This window comes from Kitasatospora sp. NPDC056076, from assembly GCF_042266305.1.
GTDB lineage: Bacteria > Actinomycetota > Actinomycetes > Streptomycetales > Streptomycetaceae > Kitasatospora.
This window is the reverse complement of record NZ_JBHJWG010000034.1, coordinates 23,077-39,344: the sequence shown is the minus strand read 5'-3', so window position 1 is coordinate 39,344 and position 16,268 is coordinate 23,077. Positions and strand designations below refer to the sequence as shown.

Annotated in this window: 23 protein-coding genes; 5 read left to right on the top strand and 18 right to left on the bottom strand. The window is 71.8% G+C overall.

What is annotated here, in order from left to right; all coding sequences use genetic code 11:
- Nucleotides 1-7 precede the first annotated feature (7 nt).
- Nucleotides 8-568 carry a hemerythrin domain-containing protein gene (locus tag ACFC1T_RS25815; RefSeq protein ID WP_375892191.1) on the bottom strand — a complete coding sequence of 187 codons (561 nt, stop codon included), beginning with the start codon at nucleotides 566-568 and terminating at the stop codon, nucleotides 8-10.
- 304 nt (nucleotides 569-872) lie between these two features.
- On the opposite strand from ACFC1T_RS25815, the gene ACFC1T_RS25810 reads away from it, so the two are divergent.
- Complete coding sequence (locus tag ACFC1T_RS25810; RefSeq protein ID WP_375892189.1) at nucleotides 873-1,196, top strand: plasmid stabilization protein; 324 nt, start codon at nucleotides 873-875, stop codon at nucleotides 1,194-1,196.
- Nucleotides 1,197-1,319: 123 nt separating this feature from the next.
- Nucleotides 1,320-1,520 carry a hypothetical protein gene (locus ACFC1T_RS25805; protein WP_375892187.1) on the top strand — a complete coding sequence of 67 codons (201 nt, stop codon included), beginning with the start codon at nucleotides 1,320-1,322 and terminating at the stop codon, nucleotides 1,518-1,520.
- 566 nt (nucleotides 1,521-2,086) lie between these two features.
- Here the strand turns inward: ACFC1T_RS25805 and ACFC1T_RS25800 are convergent.
- From ACFC1T_RS25800 to ACFC1T_RS25780, 5 genes are all read right to left on the bottom strand, one after another.
- Complete coding sequence (locus ACFC1T_RS25800; protein WP_375892185.1) at nucleotides 2,087-3,094, bottom strand: YihY/virulence factor BrkB family protein; 1,008 nt, start codon at nucleotides 3,092-3,094, stop codon at nucleotides 2,087-2,089.
- A gap of 108 nt (nucleotides 3,095-3,202) precedes the next feature.
- Entirely contained in the window at nucleotides 3,203-4,090 is an 888-nt protein-coding gene (locus ACFC1T_RS25795) for a Rieske 2Fe-2S domain-containing protein (RefSeq protein WP_375892183.1), read from the bottom strand.
- 694 nt (nucleotides 4,091-4,784) lie between these two features.
- A complete protein-coding gene (locus ACFC1T_RS25790) occupies nucleotides 4,785-5,042 on the bottom strand; it encodes a DUF6296 family protein (protein WP_375892181.1) in 258 nt (85 codons plus the stop codon).
- Complete coding sequence (locus ACFC1T_RS25785; protein WP_375892179.1) at nucleotides 5,039-5,494, bottom strand: STAS domain-containing protein; 456 nt, start codon at nucleotides 5,492-5,494, stop codon at nucleotides 5,039-5,041. The genes ACFC1T_RS25790 and ACFC1T_RS25785 overlap by 4 nt, the downstream gene beginning before the upstream one ends.
- Before the next feature lie 240 nt (nucleotides 5,495-5,734).
- A complete protein-coding gene (locus ACFC1T_RS25780; protein ID WP_375892177.1) occupies nucleotides 5,735-6,028 on the bottom strand; it encodes a helix-turn-helix transcriptional regulator in 294 nt (97 codons plus the stop codon).
- 198 nt (nucleotides 6,029-6,226) lie between these two features.
- On the opposite strand from ACFC1T_RS25780, the gene ACFC1T_RS25775 reads away from it, so the two are divergent.
- Complete coding sequence (locus ACFC1T_RS25775; protein ID WP_375892175.1) at nucleotides 6,227-6,391, top strand: hydrophobic protein; 165 nt, start codon at nucleotides 6,227-6,229, stop codon at nucleotides 6,389-6,391.
- 155 nt (nucleotides 6,392-6,546) lie between these two features.
- Here the strand turns inward: ACFC1T_RS25775 and ACFC1T_RS25770 are convergent, their stop codons facing one another.
- Nucleotides 6,547-7,035, bottom strand: coding sequence for a hemerythrin domain-containing protein (locus tag ACFC1T_RS25770; RefSeq protein ID WP_375892174.1), 489 nt, complete (start codon nucleotides 7,033-7,035; stop codon nucleotides 6,547-6,549).
- A gap of 129 nt (nucleotides 7,036-7,164) precedes the next feature.
- Nucleotides 7,165-7,671 (bottom strand): hemerythrin domain-containing protein, encoded by a 507-nt coding sequence (locus tag ACFC1T_RS25765; protein WP_375892172.1) that lies wholly within the window; start codon nucleotides 7,669-7,671, stop codon nucleotides 7,165-7,167.
- 458 nt (nucleotides 7,672-8,129) lie between these two features.
- Between ACFC1T_RS25765 and ACFC1T_RS25760 the strand changes: the two genes are divergently transcribed.
- Nucleotides 8,130-9,071 carry an AAA family ATPase gene (locus tag ACFC1T_RS25760; protein ID WP_375892170.1) on the top strand — a complete coding sequence of 314 codons (942 nt, stop codon included), beginning with the start codon at nucleotides 8,130-8,132 and terminating at the stop codon, nucleotides 9,069-9,071.
- Nucleotides 9,072-9,167: 96 nt separating this feature from the next.
- On the opposite strand, the gene ACFC1T_RS25755 is transcribed toward ACFC1T_RS25760, so the two are convergent.
- The 6 genes from ACFC1T_RS25755 to ACFC1T_RS25730 form a co-directional block, all read right to left on the bottom strand.
- Nucleotides 9,168-9,554 (bottom strand): hypothetical protein, encoded by a 387-nt coding sequence (locus ACFC1T_RS25755; protein ID WP_375892168.1) that lies wholly within the window; start codon nucleotides 9,552-9,554, stop codon nucleotides 9,168-9,170.
- Between the two features lie 240 nt (nucleotides 9,555-9,794).
- Nucleotides 9,795-10,163, bottom strand: coding sequence for a low affinity iron permease family protein (locus ACFC1T_RS25750; protein WP_375892166.1), 369 nt, complete (start codon nucleotides 10,161-10,163; stop codon nucleotides 9,795-9,797).
- A gap of 16 nt (nucleotides 10,164-10,179) precedes the next feature.
- Nucleotides 10,180-10,368: a hypothetical protein gene (locus tag ACFC1T_RS25745; protein WP_375892164.1), complete on the bottom strand. Its 189-nt coding sequence runs from the start codon at nucleotides 10,366-10,368 to the stop codon at nucleotides 10,180-10,182.
- A 233-nt stretch (nucleotides 10,369-10,601) separates the two neighbouring features.
- Nucleotides 10,602-10,880, bottom strand: a complete 279-nt coding sequence (locus ACFC1T_RS25740; protein ID WP_375892287.1) for an ATP-binding protein — start codon at nucleotides 10,878-10,880, stop codon at nucleotides 10,602-10,604.
- Between the two features lie 184 nt (nucleotides 10,881-11,064).
- Nucleotides 11,065-11,481, bottom strand: a complete 417-nt coding sequence (locus ACFC1T_RS25735; protein ID WP_375892162.1) for a hypothetical protein — start codon at nucleotides 11,479-11,481, stop codon at nucleotides 11,065-11,067.
- A gap of 484 nt (nucleotides 11,482-11,965) precedes the next feature.
- The gene (locus ACFC1T_RS25730) at nucleotides 11,966-12,145 is read right to left on the bottom strand and encodes a hypothetical protein (protein ID WP_375892160.1); all 180 of its coding nucleotides are present in this window, start codon (nucleotides 12,143-12,145) and stop codon (nucleotides 11,966-11,968) included.
- Between the two features lie 279 nt (nucleotides 12,146-12,424).
- On the opposite strand from ACFC1T_RS25730, the gene ACFC1T_RS25725 reads away from it, so the two are divergent.
- Complete coding sequence (locus ACFC1T_RS25725) at nucleotides 12,425-13,369, top strand: SigB/SigF/SigG family RNA polymerase sigma factor (RefSeq protein WP_375892158.1); 945 nt, start codon at nucleotides 12,425-12,427, stop codon at nucleotides 13,367-13,369.
- Nucleotides 13,370-13,497: 128 nt separating this feature from the next.
- On the opposite strand, the gene ACFC1T_RS25720 is transcribed toward ACFC1T_RS25725, so the two are convergent.
- The 4 genes from ACFC1T_RS25720 to ACFC1T_RS25705 all read right to left on the bottom strand — a co-directional run bounded on the left by ACFC1T_RS25720 (nucleotide 13,498) and on the right by ACFC1T_RS25705 (nucleotide 16,240).
- Nucleotides 13,498-13,752 (bottom strand): hypothetical protein, encoded by a 255-nt coding sequence (locus ACFC1T_RS25720; RefSeq protein ID WP_375892157.1) that lies wholly within the window; start codon nucleotides 13,750-13,752, stop codon nucleotides 13,498-13,500.
- Nucleotides 13,753-14,182: 430 nt separating this feature from the next.
- A complete protein-coding gene (locus ACFC1T_RS25715; protein ID WP_375892155.1) occupies nucleotides 14,183-15,010 on the bottom strand; it encodes a hypothetical protein in 828 nt (275 codons plus the stop codon).
- Nucleotides 15,011-15,193: 183 nt separating this feature from the next.
- Nucleotides 15,194-15,517 carry a putative quinol monooxygenase gene (locus tag ACFC1T_RS25710; protein ID WP_375892154.1) on the bottom strand — a complete coding sequence of 108 codons (324 nt, stop codon included), beginning with the start codon at nucleotides 15,515-15,517 and terminating at the stop codon, nucleotides 15,194-15,196.
- Nucleotides 15,518-15,805: 288 nt separating this feature from the next.
- The gene (locus ACFC1T_RS25705; RefSeq protein ID WP_375892153.1) at nucleotides 15,806-16,240 is read right to left on the bottom strand and encodes a hypothetical protein; all 435 of its coding nucleotides are present in this window, start codon (nucleotides 16,238-16,240) and stop codon (nucleotides 15,806-15,808) included.
- Nucleotides 16,241-16,268: the final 28 nt, after the last annotated feature.

Here is a 16,268-nt window from a genome sequence, read left to right as displayed (position 1 = left end):
TCGGGGTTCAGGACTTGCCGCGGCCGGTGACGAAGTCACGGGCCCGGTCCACCAGGCCGACACCGGGGGCGAGCAGTTTGCTGGCCATCGGGGTGTCGGGTGCGGCGGGGTGCGGGCGGGTCGGCGCCATGGACTTGGCCCGGCGGATCTTGTCCCCGAGGTCGTCCAGCTGCTCGGTGGTGCAGGCCCGGCGCAGCATCGGGAAGAGGTTGCTCTCCTCGTCCTGTACGTGAGCGGCGACCTCGTCCATGAGCTGCTGCAGCAGCGGGCTCATCTGCGGGTCGTCCGTCCTCGTGTTCTCCAGCTTCTTGAGGAGCTTCTCGACCCGGCCGTGGTCGGCGATCTCCTTGTCCGCGAGGCGGTCGCCGCCCTGGATGTGCTCGCGTACCGCCGGGTAGAGGTACTGCTCCTCGGCGACGGAGTGACGTACGAGCTCGATGGTGACCTCGTCGACCGCGTCACGCAGCTGCTGTCCGTCGCCGGTCATGGCCTGGATCCGGGCGAACATCTCCTCCACCTCGCGGTGGTCGGTCATCAGTTCGTCGATCGCGTTTCCGCCGTGTCCCATGACACGTCCTTTCGCTGGTTGCTTTCCGGGCCGGGTCCCTCCGGCCGGTCGGGAAGTGATCCCCGACCATGCGGGCGGTGCGAGCACCAGCGAAGGCACCTCACCCGATCGGAGCCCGCCGCGAACACCTTCGCCAGACGGGCCCCGGCATCGGATGGCGCCCGTGCCGTGCCCGTGTGGAGCCCGTTGTGGCCAGCGCCGGGCCTGGTCCGGCAGGGCCTGGTCGCCGGATCCGTGCGGGCGTGTGGACGAGCGGCGTCTTACGTTCGGGGTAGACGCGACGTATCCGCGAGATGGAGGAGCCATGCCTGCCGGCTCGAGCAAGAAACGTGAACGCCAGTACGAGCACATCAAGGACAGCGCGCTGGAACGTGGGGAGAGCCAGAAGCGGGCCAAGGAGATCGCGGCCCGGACCGTGAACAAGGAACGGGCCCGGCACGGCGAGTCGAAGACCGCCAGCCGCTCCTCCACTCACGACATCTCCTCCTCCCGGCGCGGCGGACTGCGCTCGCACTCCGGCTCCCAGGGGCCGACGAGGGAGCAGCTGTACAACGAGGCCAAGCAGCGCAACATCCACGGCCGCTCGAAGATGAACAAGAAGGAACTTGCCGACGCCCTCGGCCACTGACCGGCGACGGGCCGCAGGCCCCGGGGGCGGGGCCATCCTCCGCGCCTGTGCCACGTCGGACGCCCCGGGTGGCCGGGGTCGAGCGCGGGACCCGCCGTCTGACCTGACGAGAAGGACGATGCCATGAGCACTCACAACGCACACACCCACGAAGAGGACGATGCCCCGCGCGACGACGGCACGGTACGGGAGCGGTCGGCGGAGGAGCGCAGCATCACGGCGCCCACCCCGAAGGACGTCCGGGCCAAGGCCGACGACGCAGACAAGGACGCCGAGGAAGACGGGGTACCTGAACCGCCCGCGGCGGACACCCAGGCCCCCTGACCGGGGGCGCCAGGTCGTACGCGGCTGCGGATCTCCGCGACGGACATCCCCACGACCGCCCTGGTGCCGCACGTGCAAAGCGAAGTGGACCGTGGACGGCAACCACGTTTGACGCCAACGCCTCGGCGGGGTCGGGCGCCGTCCGAATGCCACCGCGCGCGTGCGGTGCACGGGACCGGCGGCCACCGTGGGGAGATGGACTTTGTCGTCGTACTGGAACCGGACACGCCGAGCAACGTCCGGGTCCTTCAACCCGACCACACGCCCGCGGAACCGGAGCAGCCGGTGCCCCGCGCACACACGGCGCCTGCCGAGCCCTCGGGAGCCTGCGGCCCCCTCACGATGTGCGGTCTGGACACTGCCGGCATGATCCTCGCTCCATACCGGTCCTGCCCCGACCGGCCGCGTTGGCACACCTGCAGCACATGCCACACCGCCGCCGCTGACACCACCCCCGACACCCGCCAGGTGTGAGGCAAGAGGCGTTGGCGGGCCGAGCGCCCTCGGCCGCTCTCCCGGCTCCGCGTGACGGATCCTCCTCGCATCCGCCGGCGTGGCACGGGTCGTCATCCTCCGGGGTGTCGATCCGTGGGTGTGTCGTCATTGGAGTCCCGTGGCGGGTCGTCGTCGAAGGCGACGTCGACTTGCTGTTCGGGGCGGCGTTCCTCCTGGTGGGCGATCGCGCTGAGCACCTGTTCGTCGGCGGCGGTGAGCGGCGGCTGGAGCAGGCTGCGCGGCCACAGGCGGCGGGCGAGGACGACGTTGGTCTCGGCGGCGTACACGGTGATCTCCGCGGCCAGGTAGAGCCAGGACAGCAGCCCGATCACGGTGGCGAAGAAGCCGTAGACCTGGCCGGCGTGCCGTAGCTCGTGCACGACGAGCAGGGAGCCGAAGGCCTGGAGGACGGTGAACAGTGGGCCCGCGACCGCGCAGCCCGGCCAGAGTGCGCGCGTGGAGACCTCACGGGGGGTGAGTACGCGGAAGCAGGCCAGGCACAAAGCGGCGTTCAGGAACGCGGAGACGATCAGAGCGCCGATACGGGCGGCGGGCCCGCCGAGGGAGGAAGCGACGACCGATGCGGCCCCGGTGCCGAGCACCAGGCCGGAGCCGAGCACGAGCAGGAGCAGGAGGCTGCGGGCCAGGCGCGGCCAGTAGCCCGGCCGGCGTACACCGGGGACGTTCCAGATCTCGGCCATGGCGTGCTGGAGCACCTGCGCGATGCCGAGCGCGCCGTAGAGCAGGAACAGCATGCCGACGGCCAGGGCGAGCCCGCTCCCCTGGAGGGAGTGGACGTTCTGGCGGAGTTGGTCGCCGATGATCGGGAAGTCGGCGAGAGCGGAGTTGAGGACGGACTCCTGCGCGCCGGGGCTGCCGTGCAGGACGAATCCGAGGACCGTGCTGAGTAGGAGGAGCAGCGGGATCAGGGCGAGGAAGCCGTAGTAGGTGATGAGCGCGGCGAGCAGTCCGCCGCGGTCATCGCCGTACTTCTTGATGACGCCGAGGACCACAGCGGTGGGCCGGTGGCGCTGTTGGTAGCCGTCCACCGAGCGCAGTGTGCGTTCGACTGGGTTCATGCCCTCCTCCTCCGTGTGGCGGGCGCGCGGATCCGCCACGGATCGGGCCCGCGCGGGTGCGTCTGCTCGTTGGGCCGGTCCGTGCGCCGTGCGGGCGTGGGCGGCCGGTCAGCCAGCGCCGGGCAGTCGTGCCTCCAGGTGCCCGGAGAGCACCCGGGTCTCGAACACCGGCTGCGGCGAGGTGGCCGGGCCGCTCGCGACCTCGCCGTCACGCAGGCGGAACTCGCTGCCGTGCCACGGGCAGCGCAGGCAGCCGTCGGCCACCGTGCCGTCTGCGAGCGGGCCGGAGAGGTGGGCGCAGCGCTCCGCGAGCACGTGGCAGCGCTCGCCCTCGCGGACGACGACCACCGGTAGGTCGCCGGCCGTCCTGCGGACGGGTTCGCCCGGCGGGAAGTCGTCGACGGGGCCGAGCCCGACCCAGTCTGCGGGCGCTAGTCGGGACGCGGCGGCGGCCCGGTTGGGGCCGGCGGCCTGTGCGTAGGCCAGGTGGCCGCCGAGGACGCCGCCGCCCGAGATGGCGGCGAGCCCGGCCAGGCCGAGCAGCCGGCCCCGGGCGCGTCGGCCCCGGCAGCGGGCCGCCAGCGAGCCGGCGTACAGCAGCACACCGGTCGTGTTGGCGAGAGCGTGGACCAGGCCGGTGCGGCGTCGCGGCGGGTCGAGCCGGGCCCAGTCCACCCAGCCGGACAGGGCGGTCGGCGCGGCCGTCAGCAGCCCGATGGCGACGAGTGCGTCGGCCGACCGCTGAGCGCCCGGGGTGAAGTCCAGCAGGCCTGCCGAGGTCCAGCAGCCGATGGGCAGTTGGACCAGGCCCGGGTGGAGCGGGTGGCCGAGCCACACGCCGCGCAGGGCGTCGCGGTACGGCCCGAGGGGGAGAGCTTCCACTGCGTCGGCGAGCTTCCCGGAGGGGAGGTCGAGGATCTCCCAGCGCGCCGGTGCGTCGAGCGTGCGGCGCAGTCGGCGGGACCACCGGCGGTCGTGCAGAGCTGAAACGTCCATGCCTGGCGGCTTGCCGGACTCCGGGAGGCCAAACCCCGTCCGGGGCGTGCGTTGAACCGATCCGGGTGCCCGCGCGGGGCCGGACGGGCCGTCGTCGCGACCGTGTATTCGTCAACACCGTTGCGTTTGAGTGTTGAGCGGCAGGTCAAGCGCTGGTGAGTGCCGCAACGGGACGTCCTGATAGATGAACTTGTGGCTGAGACAAGGCGATCATCGGGCGTCGCGTTGCGGGAGAAGTCTGTCATCAAACGAATGATCGAGGTGGCCGGGGGTGTGTCCGCCAGCCCGTGGTACGTCGCCTCCGAACAACTCAACAAATGGGACGGCTGACAGGACCGCTCCGCCCAGCCCCGGGCCCGAGCCAGCCCAGCACCGTTGCCGCCCCCGGCGGCTACACCACCGCGGTCCTCACCCACCGCGGCACACCCGCCCGGTCCCCCTCGGACTGGACCGCGACCGCCGCTGCTCGGCCTGCTGTCCACCATCATCGCTCCCGCCCTGGCCACCACGGCCCTCCGCCGGCCCACCCCCCCCCGGCTCACGCCCACCCGAGCCGTATGGGCGCTGCGCCGCCTTCATCTCGGGCACCCCGGCGACAATCTCGCCTGGCTCACCCTCGGCGTCGCTGCGCTGTGCGTGCGATCGCCGCTGAGACGTGCCCCCCGGCACCCGCGTACGGCGGCCAGCGATCCGGTCAGGGCATGGGTACGGCCTCCAGGCACGGATGAACGGTTCCGTACTCGGCCGGCGCGGAAAGGACTTCCGCGACGGTTCCGCTGATCCGGAAACGGAACAAGCCGGTGGTGTCCTGGTAGATAGGCTCGCGCTCAGGACTCAACTCGTCCGTGAGGTGCACGACAACGGTGCGCGCCCTCGCGTGGGCACCCGGCACGCCTGGCAGGGCGATGGCATAGCGGCGAACAGGATCCACGGGCTCTCGGGTGTAGGTCATGGGTCTGTGATCTCGTGCTGCGGGCCGTCGGCGCGGCGTTCTTCGGCCTCTTCGGGGGTGAAGAGGCCGGTCGTCCCGGTGATCGCGAGCAGGCGCTCGACCCGGATGCTGGCCGCGCTGATCGTCAGGGTGCGGCTGCTGCGGTGCGCGGTGCTGCGCAGGCCCAGCAGGAGGTTGAGACCGGAGCTGTCACAGAAGGTGACCGCGGACAGGTCCAGGTCGAGCCCTGCGTCGCTGGCGTGCAGGGCGCGTTCGAGGGTCTCACCGAGGCCGTCGGCGACGTCGAGGTCGATCTCGCCGCACACCGTCGCACGGGTTCGGCCGCCTACGGTGACCAGCTTGACCAGCAGGCCGTCGGCGATCCACCGGTCGGCGGGCAACGGCCCGCCGGGCCGCGCGGGCGGTGGAGGGTTCGGGGTGGCGGAGCGCGCCACGGGCGGCTTGCCGCTCATGGTCTCCTTCTCCTGCCTGGGGGCACGGGACGACACTTTCAGCGTCTGCCGAATCCCTTCTCACGTCAACCGATACGTGAACGGTAATTCGTCAATGACGATGCGTGTAATCACGCTCAGTGCCACGTTCGGTACCCCGCTGGGGCACGGCGGGCAGCGGCGCGCAGGCGTCCTTCGACTGTGTGCTGGGAGTCGCCGTGCCGCACGGGATGTCCGGTCGACGCCCGTGTGGCCGGTCGGTCAGCGGAGCAGGACGGCCAGGAGTTCGGCCAGTGTGGGGCCGCTGTCGGCGGGGTGGCGCAGTTGCTTGCCGTCGATGACGTGGTAGACGTTCGAGCGCCCGACGCGGCGGTGGCTGAGGTAGCCCTCGGCTTCGAGGTCGGAGATGATCCGCTGGACCGCCCGCTCGGTCAGAAGGCAGCAGGTTGCGATGTCCCGCACTCTGATGCCCGGGTCGCGCGCGATCTGCACCAGGACCCGCGCGTGGTTGGTCAGGAACGTCCACTGGTGCCCGACCGCCGGTCGTTCTTCCACCCCCTCAGGATAGGCCGATCGCGATACGCGGGATGTGAAACGAGAATCACGTCTTCCGCCGACGTGAGGTGCCCGCGGTGGGGGCGATGTGCGGCCGACCGGCGGCCCGAACAGAGTTCCGGCCGCAGGTATGGGCGGGCCGCTATCGGGCACACGCGCGGTCCGAAGAGTTCATCGCGCACGAAGGGGTCGATTCTGATGCTTGTCCTTGTTCTCGTCCTGCTGCTGGCGCTGGTCCTGGGTGGTGCAGGCTTTGCCATCCACATCCTTTGGTGGATCGCGCTGGCCGTCCTCGTGCTGTGGGTCCTCGGCTTCGCCTTCACCGGTGGCGGTGCCGGTGGCCGACGGTGGTACCGATGGTGACCTTCCGTCATGCTGGCGGACCGGGTCCTGCCGACAGGGCCCGGTCCGGCCTGAGAGGGACCGCCTCGGGGGCCGATGGCGCGCAGGCGGGCATGCACGCCGACTGGACGGACGGCGGCCACCCTGGCCACCGTGGCCGTCCGGGACGAGCAGTGTCAGCCGGGTCCGCCCGGGGTCAGGAAAGCGCGCAGGCGCTCGCCCAGGGAGCGCTCGGGTGGCGGTAGGTGGTCGGCCGGCCGGGCGCCTGGTCGCTGGTGTCGGGGTTGGCCGGATGCCAGTTCCTTGGTCTCGCGCGCCCGAGCGGCCAGGGTGCGGAGTTCGGCCTCCGTGGCCACGGCTCGCACGGCTGGGAGGAGCCGGGCTTCCTCGTCACCGGCGTGCCGCGTGACCTCCTCCGCCAGGCAGGCCACGAGACGGTCGAACCGGGGAGAGTCGGCCTGCGTCGGACGGAGTTTCTCCAGAAGGGCCTCCACCGCGTGGTGGTCGGCGAGTTCGCGTGCCACCGCGGCCTCTCCGCCGGCCAGCCGGTCACGGGCGAGCGGGTTGAGGTGCGCCTCCTCGGCGCGTGTGTGCCGCACGGGCTGGTCGGTCAGGGGATCGGCCAGTTCCTTGCGCTGCGGGTCTGCGCTGGGCAGGCCGTTCATCTCACTGAGGTGCACACCGACCGGTGGTCGGCGGTGAGCTGTTCCAGCAGGTCTTCGTCGGGATGCGCGGATTCGTTCCTCTCCGCTCTGTCACGGCCAGGGTGTCGTACTGCCGCCGGGCGGAATCGGTCAGTGTTCGAGTGCGTCGGCAATGCGGTGGAGCACGCCGCTGCCGGACGGACGGCGTGGCGCGCTCTCGCGCACGGCCTGCATCCGCTCGCCGATCTCCTGGAGTTCCTTGCGTCCGAGCGCGGCCCGCACCATCGGGAACCAGGAGCCCTCCTCGTGCTCGATGTGCCGCTCGACCGCGTCGATCAGGACGACGGTCTTGGCGTCGTAGCCCTCATCGCCAGGGCTCATCCGGCTCAGCTCCTCACAGAGCAGATCGGCGACGTGGTGCTCCTCCCGGGCGCGGTCCATGTCCTGCGCGAGGTCGGGAACCTCCTGCCGGATCCTGGGGTAGACCAGTTCGTCCTCCAGGTAGGCGTGGACGGTCAGTGCCTCCACGATCCGCTCGACCACCTCGTGCCGAGCGTCGGCCCCGCCGTCCCCGTCCGCGGACTCCCGGTACTCGCGGAACAGGTGGCGCACTTCCTTGTGGTCCTCCCGCAGCAGGACGATGGCATCGTTGGACATGGCTCGTCTCCTCCTCGGTAGCTTCCCCGCCCGACCGGGCGTCTCCCCAGGCCGTCCCCCGCCAAACACCCCGGGTGCGCGCGCCACTTCCACCGCTCCGGTCGGCCTGGACGCCGCACCCCGGCCCGCAGGTCCTCGGCCGCCCCGACCGTTTGGCCTCCCGCAAACGTTCGGGCCCAGGGCGGCGAACCGCCCGCGCCACTTGCGTACCGTGTTCACGCTGTCCTCCAGCTCCCTGGCGGTCGCGGCGTTGGCGAGCCCGCCCGCCGCCATGGGTACGATCCGGGCCCGCGGCACCGCCAGCGCCTCGGACTTCGCCGAGGCCACTGTCCGCACCAGCCGCTCGCGGACCTGCGAATCGATCGCCACCGCCACCGCCACCGCTGTCCCCGCCCCTCGCCCACCCTCCACGGCCAACGATCACGGCGGGCCGCCGCCGAACCCGGCAGGATGGTCCCGTGCCGAAGAACCCCCCGGAATCGATGCAGCACCACCTGCACCAGCGCCTGAACCGCCACGCGCGCGAATGCTGGCCCCAGGTGGACGCCGTCACGGTCCGCTTCCGTGCAGGATTCGCCTACGTGGCAGCCGAGTTGGCCGGCAAGGAGAGCCTGCCGCTGTGTCGCCTGCGCTTCACCGGCGTACTGCACACGTGGGGCTTCGCCCTCCATCGGGCCAGCAACGACCGCTACCGGGACAACATCCTTCCCAGCGGACTGCCGGCCGGCTCCCCGGAGGAAGCCCTCGACTGCGCAGGCGACCTCTACCTCAACGCTCTTGCGCCGGCTATCCGGGTTCCGGCTGGACTCGTCGTCCTCGTCGGCCCACCAGCCTCGGGCAAGACCAGCTTCGTTCGGGCACTGATCGCGTGCGGGCAGATCGACGTGGAAGCCGTGATGTCCAGCGACGAGATCCGCGCGGAACTCTTCGGCGCCTCACCCGACGAAGCGGAATCCGACGCGGCGGATGCACAGATATTCGAGGAACGCGACCGTAGGATCGTCGCCCGACTCGTCACCGGACACAGCGCAGTCGCCGAGTCAACGAACGTCACGCCGCAGGCACGCGCACGACTCATCGCCATCGCCAGGCGCTTCAACGCCCCAGTGACCATGCTGCGATTCAACCCGGACGTCACCGACCTCCTCCAGCAGTACACCGAACGAGGCCGCACCGACCTCACCGCCACGGACGTCCGCGCCTACGCCGCCATCATGACCCGGGACACCGGTACCGACCAGCTCCGCTCCGAGGGCGCAACAACCGCCCACGATGTCCCCGGACGTGGCCAAGCGACCACACCCGCCGAAGCCGCCGCGCACTTCTCATTCACCGACACATTCGACGTGTCCAGACCAGCTTCCAACACCGCTCCACGAACCTCCGCGGAGCAGCACTAGTAAGCCACAACCTGCTCTGGCCATGGTCCGGCGCAGGCAGGAAGCGGCCCGGCCGCTCGAACCGGGACCGCTTCCAGGGGTGGGTGGGCAACGGGTTCAGCCAGGGGTGATCCGACCGCGCCAGGCACCTTCCTCCCGGCCTTCCCGCTCGATGAAGACGGCCAGCGCGGCGAGGCCGAAACCCGTGGTGGTGCTGAGCACCTGGCCCCGGGAGACGAAGAGCCGGTGCACGGCGGCAGCGCCCTGGCCGGACAGGCCCAGGCCGTCCGTGATCCACTCGGCGATCCCGGTGCCGCGCGCCGGGAAGGCGGCGGCGATGACGATCAGCAGCGGGACGAGGGTCACGAAGAACAGCGCGGCGAAGGCCATCGAGCGCTGGAGCAGTTCGACCGTACGGCCCTGTTCCCACACGCTCCGGGCCACCAGCCGCGCCAGCTGCCACCAGGTACGGACGGGCGGTTCGGCCCGGCCGCGACGGGGCACCTCAGCCGCCCGGGGCGGCGGGCGGCAACGGTCGGTTCAGCAGCACTGGATCCTCCCCGCGCTCAGCGCCGGTTGGCGTGTTGGTCCCGTCAGGATGCCACCCGGCGCGGCCAATTCCATGCTCCACAGCCGCTGCCGGCACCCCGGACTCCGCAGAGCGGGGCCGCGGCGGGCGACGACCATCAGGCCCGGGCGCCCCACCGGAGCCGCGGTGAAGCCGACGGGCCGCGTCCGCGCCGTTCAGCTCTCGTCCTCCAGCCGGATCGCCTCCTCGAGCGATTCGACCGCCTTGTCGGTGTGCCCGCTGCGCTGTTCGAGCAGGGCGGCGGCGATGGAGTCGAGCTTGCGCTGGATGGCGTGCTCGGCGCGCCGTTCGGAGTTCTTGAGCAGAGCGAGGAGAAGCAGCGTCACGGCGGTCATCAGATCGCCGATCAGCAGTTGCCAGCCGAGCGCGAGGTCGGCGGCGTGGACAGCGACGAACGCGGCGACCAGGAGCAGGCAGACGAGGAAGAACACGGGCGAGCTGGTGAAGTTCGAGGCGCGCTCGGCCACCCGCCCGAAGCGGTTGTGGCCGCCGCCCGAGCGCTCGGCCGGGTGTTGGAAGGACATGGGTCCTGCCCGTCCGTCATGGGGCCCGGGTGTCGGCCGCAGGCGGGTGCGGCTCGTCGTCGTCCTCCGGGTCCTCGCCCTTGGCCCGGACGTCCGCCGGAGTGGGCGCCACGATCTCCCGTGTCTCCGCGGACCGTTCCCGTACCTGCTCGTCACCTCGAGGCGTGGTATTCCCGTGGGGGTTGTTCGTGTCGGGGGTGTTCATGACCGGTCCTCTCACAGGTGCCTCCTCCTGACGGAGGGGACACCAGGCGGCTGCCCCGCTTCGCGGGTTCCACACCAGCGGCATCAGGGTGACCGCACCTGCTAAGGCGTTCCACCGGCCCACCGGCCCACCGGCCCGCCGATCCGCTGCTCCGTGGGCCGTCGGTGACGGTTCTGGAGTCATCGCGTGCTCCGCCCGGCCGGTCGTTGCTCAGCGGGCAGCAGGAGGTCGCACTACACCGACTTGCCCGGCCCCGACGGGCGCCAGCCCCAGCGCAGGGCGAGGCGGCTCAGCAGGAGCAGGCCCAGGCCGCCCGCCTCGTCCGGGTGGTGCGGCGGGCGGGGAACTGGCGGGCGCGGGCTGGCGTCGCTGACCTCGATCCGCAGCCGCCCCGTGACGCGGACCAGGACTAGGTCCCCGGGCCCGCCTCCGTGGCGCAGGGCGTTGCCCACGAGTTCGGAGACCAGCAGGACCGCGTCGGCGACCACCACTGGGTCGGCGACGTCGGTCAGGAACGCGGAGGTGAAGGCACAGGTCGCGCGCCGCCCCGGGCCGCGCCGACAGCGGCATGCGCCGGGCCTGCGCTCCCGTGGGAGGCGGACGGGCCGAGGAAGGGCATGATCCGCTCATGGAATCGTCGCCTCCCTCGGCCCTGGGCGGGCACCGGTGGTCGTGGGGTCGCGTCGGTGGGTGCCCTCAGTGACCGAACAGGTGGCGTGTCCGGCCGCCGCGCGGTGCCTCGGCCGGTGTGTCGGTGACGCGGCCGCCCTGGCCGGCGGCACGCTCCTCCGTCGGCAGGACCGCCTCGCCCTCGTCGTACGGGAGGGACTGCGCGGGGCGGGCCGGTCGTACCGGGCGGGCCTCGCGCTGGGTCACCGGTCGCGTGCCCGGGCGGGCAGGGCGCCGGGCACGCCTGGCCATCAGGGCCAGGCCCAGGCAGAAGACCAGGGCGAGCGCGATCCCGGACAGGAAGATGCCCAGGCTGTCGAGTGTCGCCAGGCTGTTGCCCAGGACGGTCGCCTGGTAGTCGGGCCCGCCGGAGAGGTTGTCCGCGATCAGCAGCCCGGCGAAGGCGCCGGACGCCGTCATCAGCAGGAGTCCTAGCAGCAACATGGGGGTCGTCTCCGTTCCGGTCCGGGTCGCCCCTCCGCGAGTCGCGCCTACCCGAGCAGCACCGGCCCTAACGGCATCCGCCGTAGCCGGCTCCGCCAGTGCACTCCGTTGCAGTGCAGGCTGGCGCCGCTCTAGCCGGACGGCGATCGGGCAGGTTCGGCGCCAGCCGAGCGGAACTCAAGCAGGCGGTCCAGGTAGGCCTCCAGGGCCCGCGCTCGGGGCGCCGGCGACGCGAATCGGGTCCTGGAGGGACTCCTCGGCCAGGCGGTCCCCGCAGACGACCAGTCCGTCGACGTGCAGGAGCGGGACGCCGCCCGGGGCAGTCAGGCGGGCGGTGCGCCCCTTGTGTCGCGGGCCGCCGATCGGCACAGGCCCGCACGGGTGTCACCGTCGTCAGCGTCGCCGCCCCCATGGACTGGGGTGCCCCGTTCGACCGCGCCCCCGGGAGCTGATCCCTACCCCGGCGTGACCCTGGCGTGGAGGGTCAGGCCTGCCCGGGGTACGGCTCGGGCGGCGGCGCCGGATCAGGGCCGGGGATCGGGCCGGGATCCGGGACCGGCGGGATCGGCGGCGCCACCGGGTCGGGGCCCGGCTTCGGCGCGGGGTGGGGGAACGGCTCGGTGTCCGGGTCAGGGGGAGCCGGGACGGTCATCAGGGCGGGCACGGCGGTGACTCCTCTCGTGGCGGAGGCGGTGGCCCGAGCGCGTCTACCCAGGGGAAGCGCGATAAACCACCCGAAACATGAATCGGAAGTCGTGTGTCGGGTAGAGAACGCATGACGCGCCAACGGCCTCTGCCTACCGCGTCCGCACCCTCGCCGGGTGCCACGGAGCCGTCGCCCGACGTGACCGGGCACGGGCCCTCCGGAGAACAGCCCGCCACGCGCAGCCGCGCGGGCCGCTGGTGCCTGGTGCCCGCCCCCGATGTCCTGGGGAGGTCAGCCGTGACCACCACACAGCAAACCCACCGCGCCTTGGACCGGCCGGTCGCCCAGCCGCTCACCCCGCCGTCCGATCTCCCGTCCGACTTACCGGCGCGCCCGAGCGACGAGCAGCTGCGCTCGATGGGCAAGTTCGAGGCGCGGGAACTCAGCGACGCGCTGTTCGAGCGCCTGGCCGGGCTCGCCCGCGAGACCCACGCCTACAGCTACGTCCGCGGCACCGTCATCGAGCTGAACATGCCGCTGGTGCGCTACATCGCCGCCCGCTTCCGCCACCGCGCCGAGGACATGGAGGACATCCTCCAGGTCGGCACGATCGGCCTGATCAAGGCCGTCGACGGCTACGACCCGCAGCGCGGCGTCGAGTTCATCACCTACGCCGTCCCCACCATCATCGGCGAGATCAAGCGGTTCTTCCGCGACACCTCCTGGCCCGTCCGAGTGCCGCGCAGCATGCAGGAGCTGTACCTGACCGTTGCCCGCGGCTCCGACCGGCTGGAGCAGGAACTCGGACGCCTCCCGCACCCCGCGGAGCTCGCCGAGGACCTCGACCTCACCGAGGCGCAGGTCGCCCAGGGCCTCGTCGCCGGACGCGTCTACCGCCCCAGCTCGCTGGACGCGCTGTGCGACCAGGACGTCGACGGGACCGGCAGCACGCTGGTCGACCGGCTCGGCTGCTGCGACCCCGCGATCGACCTCGTCGACTTCCGCACCGCCGTGCGCCCGCTACTCGCCGACCTCCCCGCCCGTGAGCAGACCGTGCTCAAGCTCCGGTTCTGGGACGGCTGGACCCAGTCCCGGATCGCCGACCGCATCGGCGTCTCGCAGATGCACGTCTCCCGGCTGCTCAGCGCCACGCTGGCGCGACTGCACGAACAGCTGGAGGACGGTACGGCCCCCGGCTGGGCGGACGAACCCGGGGATGCGGAACCTGCGGTGCTGGGGTGAGATTCCTGGCCGGGCTGGTGCGACCTTGCGGCAGCCTCGCGTCGCGCGGGGTGCCGGCGGGCCGGAGCGCCTCTTCAAGTCCACGTGTACGACCCCGCACCCGAGGCACCCGTTTCCACACGAGCGGCTCAGTTGTCTGCGCTGGACAGGGTGATACGGCGTACCTGGCTGGCTTCGACCTCGACGACGACGGGTAGTGCCGGGCGCAGCCAGTGCACCAGGGACCGCGCGGCGCTGTTGTGCGTGTTGAGTCGTCCGGTGATCGGCGGTCCCAGTTCCGCCCGTTCCCGCCCGGAGAGCTCGCGGCTCACCATCCGTCGGCCGTCGCCGAGTACCACGAGCAGCCGCTTTGGCTCCCCTGACGTGCCGACGGTTCCGACCACCCAGCCTGTCACGTTGACCTGCCCGGACGCAGCCTCAGCAGGGGTGGTTGAGACACCGCCGGTCTCCCTTCGGGACGGGACCGCAATCGTCCCAGCATGCCACCGGAGGCGGGCCGCTGCGAGACCCACACGCTCCGAGGAGTGAACGCCAGCGGTGCCGCTCGGGGTGTGGCCGGCCTGCCGACGGTGCGCCGATCGGGTGAGGTTCGCGGGTGGGGGCCGTCCGGGGGCCGGGGCGGCCCGAATGCCGGGTGTGCGGGCCGCCGGGCGTTTCAGGGTCGGGCGGCGCGCGCCGGGCGGGGTGCCCTCCCCTTCGTCATGGGGTGCCCCGCCCCCTGGGCTGTGACCTTCCCCAAGGGCCGACGGCAGACTCCGGCCGTGGCCGTGGGGCGTCCGTGGTGTCAGACGTGCTGCGTTCGGGTCGCCAGTTTCAGCGCGTGGCGCAGCCCTGGCCGCCGGGCGCGGTCGCGTACGTGTCGTCGGGCGGGCAGCGGTCGCTGGTGCCGGCGAGGGTCTGGAACCAGAGGAAGAGGTTGGTGGGGATGGGGGCGGTGACGCCGGCGTTGGGGTCCTGGGCGAGGCGGGTGGCGGTGGAGAGGTCCTTGCCCTGCTGGATCTTGGCGAAGGAGTCGGGGTTGGTCACGCCGATGACGTAGACGGGCCACCATTCGGGGCGGTCCATGTTGCGGTCGGCGATGATGTGGTCGTGCCCGGGCACGGGCACGTTCTTGAGGGTGGCCGGGTCCTGCCCGAGCGCGCCGGCGATGCGGGAGAGGTCGATCATCATCGGGTGGTCGACGCAGGGACCCGCCGGGCACTGGAGGTTGGTGGGAGCGGGGCTGAACAGCGGGACGGGGATGTACAGGGGGTCGGTGAAGGCCTCCGAGGTGGTGCCCGGGGGCACGTTGTTGAACTTCTGGCCGACCTCGCAGCCGCCGTCGGCGCCGGAGGCGACGGACGGGTCGCAGAAGTAGTTCTGGGTGTAGAGAAACTTGACGTCGTGCCCGTTGAACCAGCCGTCGGTGACGCCGATGTTGCGGCACAGCTCCTCGGGCTCGCCGGTGGTGCAGGGGCGCTTGAGCGGCTGGATGGTGTGCTCGCCGATCGGCGGCGGGCCGAACCCGTCACCGGCGGCCCGGTGTGCGGGGCGGGTGTCGGCGGTGGCGAGGCCGACGGTCGAGACGACGGCGAGCAGAGCGCTGCCCGTACAGGCCGCGGCGCGCGTCAGGCGTCGGCGGGCGGAGGCGGAAAGTCGCATCCGGGGAACTCCTTCATCGTGTGGCCCCGTGCTTCGCGCACGTGCGGAACACAGGGGCGGGAGGCGCCGGAAAGTGGCCGGCGGTCCTCTCATGAACACACGGTCCTGCTGCGGTGCCGCCGCCACACGCCGGACCGTGGTGGCCAGTTGGGGGTGTTTACGCCCAACAGACCAGGCCGGTCATCAGATGGGTTTGACGGCCAGGATGTCGACGGGGCGGATGTCCGGTGCGGTGGCGAGCAGGGCGGGGGCACTCTCCATCACTGTGGGGGCGATGTCCATGAGGGCGGCGGCGATCGGTCCGTTCAGGTGGCCGGTGCGGCCCGCTTCGTCGGTGAAGGTGTCGAAGATCCCGAAGACGGTCGGGCTCTCCCGAAAGGCGAACCAGGTCACGGTCTGTTCCTCGGCGCGGGCCGCGTCAAGGGCTGCGCGCAGGAGCTGCTCGACCTCGTCCGCGTGCTCCGGACGGGCTTCGATGCGCACCAGCAGACCGATGTTCGATTTCATGGACGTACTCTCCGATCTTGTGATGTCTGGGTTGCTGTCCTGGCTTCCGGCTCCCCGGGCAACCGATAGCACGGCGCTCGGGCGCGCTCGCGCATCCGGATCCGTGGCCGGCGTCTTGTTCACCGTCTCGGCCGCGCCTGACGGAGCGTTGCCCAGATGCGTTGGCCGGGACCCAGGGCGCGATCGTCGCCAGCCTGGAGGCGGACTCGTACCGTGCTGGGACGGCGGCAGTACCTCTGGGTGCCCGAGTGCTCGGAGGTACGCCGAGCCGGGCCGGGCCGCCGGGCGCTATTGGTCGCGCCGACGGTGTCCGGCGAGCAGTGCGGTCAGGCAGAGTACGGCGACGGCCTGGGCGCAGGCGGTGAGGGTCTTGTCGGCGAACCAGAGGGGTTCGTACATGTCGGGCAGCGGGCCGTGGGCGCCCACGTCGACGTAGCGGTAGAGCAGGAGGGCGGCCAGTCCGGAGGCGGCGACGGTCCAGGCGAACAGGTCGCCCAGTGGGCGGCGCCACAGTAGGACGAGGGTGAGGGCCAGGGCCGCGGCTGCGGCTTCGGCGCGGAAGAGGGTGCCCTGGCTGATGGTGGCGGTGACGGCGTCGTAGCGGTCGGCGAGGCGGAGGTGGACGACGGCGTCGATGAGCAGGCCGGTGGCGGCGAGCAGCCGCAGGACGGTTTCGATGTTCTGCAGGCGGCGTGCAGTGCGTGCTGTCCGGGGAGCGGGCACGGCTGGAACTGGGTCCTTTCCGGGCTGG

Bases quoted from the DNA above. Each gene is read 5' to 3' on its own strand.
- ACFC1T_RS25815 (WP_375892191.1), bottom strand. From the start codon at position 568: ATGGGACACGGCGGAAACGCGATCGACGAACTGATGACCGACCACCGC.
- ACFC1T_RS25810 (WP_375892189.1), top strand. From the start codon at position 873: ATGCCTGCCGGCTCGAGCAAGAAACGTGAACGCCAGTACGAGCACATC.
- ACFC1T_RS25805 (WP_375892187.1), top strand. From the start codon at position 1,320: ATGAGCACTCACAACGCACACACCCACGAAGAGGACGATGCCCCGCGC.
- ACFC1T_RS25800 (WP_375892185.1), bottom strand. From the start codon at position 3,094: ATGAACCCAGTCGAACGCACACTGCGCTCGGTGGACGGCTACCAACAG.
- ACFC1T_RS25795 (WP_375892183.1), bottom strand. From the start codon at position 4,090: ATGGACGTTTCAGCTCTGCACGACCGCCGGTGGTCCCGCCGACTGCGC.
- ACFC1T_RS25790 (WP_375892181.1), bottom strand. From the start codon at position 5,042: ATGACCTACACCCGAGAGCCCGTGGATCCTGTTCGCCGCTATGCCATC.
- ACFC1T_RS25785 (WP_375892179.1), bottom strand. From the start codon at position 5,494: ATGAGCGGCAAGCCGCCCGTGGCGCGCTCCGCCACCCCGAACCCTCCA.
- ACFC1T_RS25775 (WP_375892175.1), top strand. From the start codon at position 6,227: ATGCTTGTCCTTGTTCTCGTCCTGCTGCTGGCGCTGGTCCTGGGTGGT.
- ACFC1T_RS25770 (WP_375892174.1), bottom strand. From the start codon at position 7,035: ATGAACGGCCTGCCCAGCGCAGACCCGCAGCGCAAGGAACTGGCCGAT.
- ACFC1T_RS25765 (WP_375892172.1), bottom strand. From the start codon at position 7,671: ATGTCCAACGATGCCATCGTCCTGCTGCGGGAGGACCACAAGGAAGTG.
- ACFC1T_RS25750 (WP_375892166.1), bottom strand. From the start codon at position 10,163: ATGTCCTTCCAACACCCGGCCGAGCGCTCGGGCGGCGGCCACAACCGC.
- ACFC1T_RS25745 (WP_375892164.1), bottom strand. From the start codon at position 10,368: ATGAACACCCCCGACACGAACAACCCCCACGGGAATACCACGCCTCGA.
- ACFC1T_RS25735 (WP_375892162.1), bottom strand. From the start codon at position 11,481: ATGTTGCTGCTAGGACTCCTGCTGATGACGGCGTCCGGCGCCTTCGCC.
- ACFC1T_RS25715 (WP_375892155.1), bottom strand. From the start codon at position 15,010: ATGCGACTTTCCGCCTCCGCCCGCCGACGCCTGACGCGCGCCGCGGCC.
- ACFC1T_RS25710 (WP_375892154.1), bottom strand. From the start codon at position 15,517: ATGAAATCGAACATCGGTCTGCTGGTGCGCATCGAAGCCCGTCCGGAG.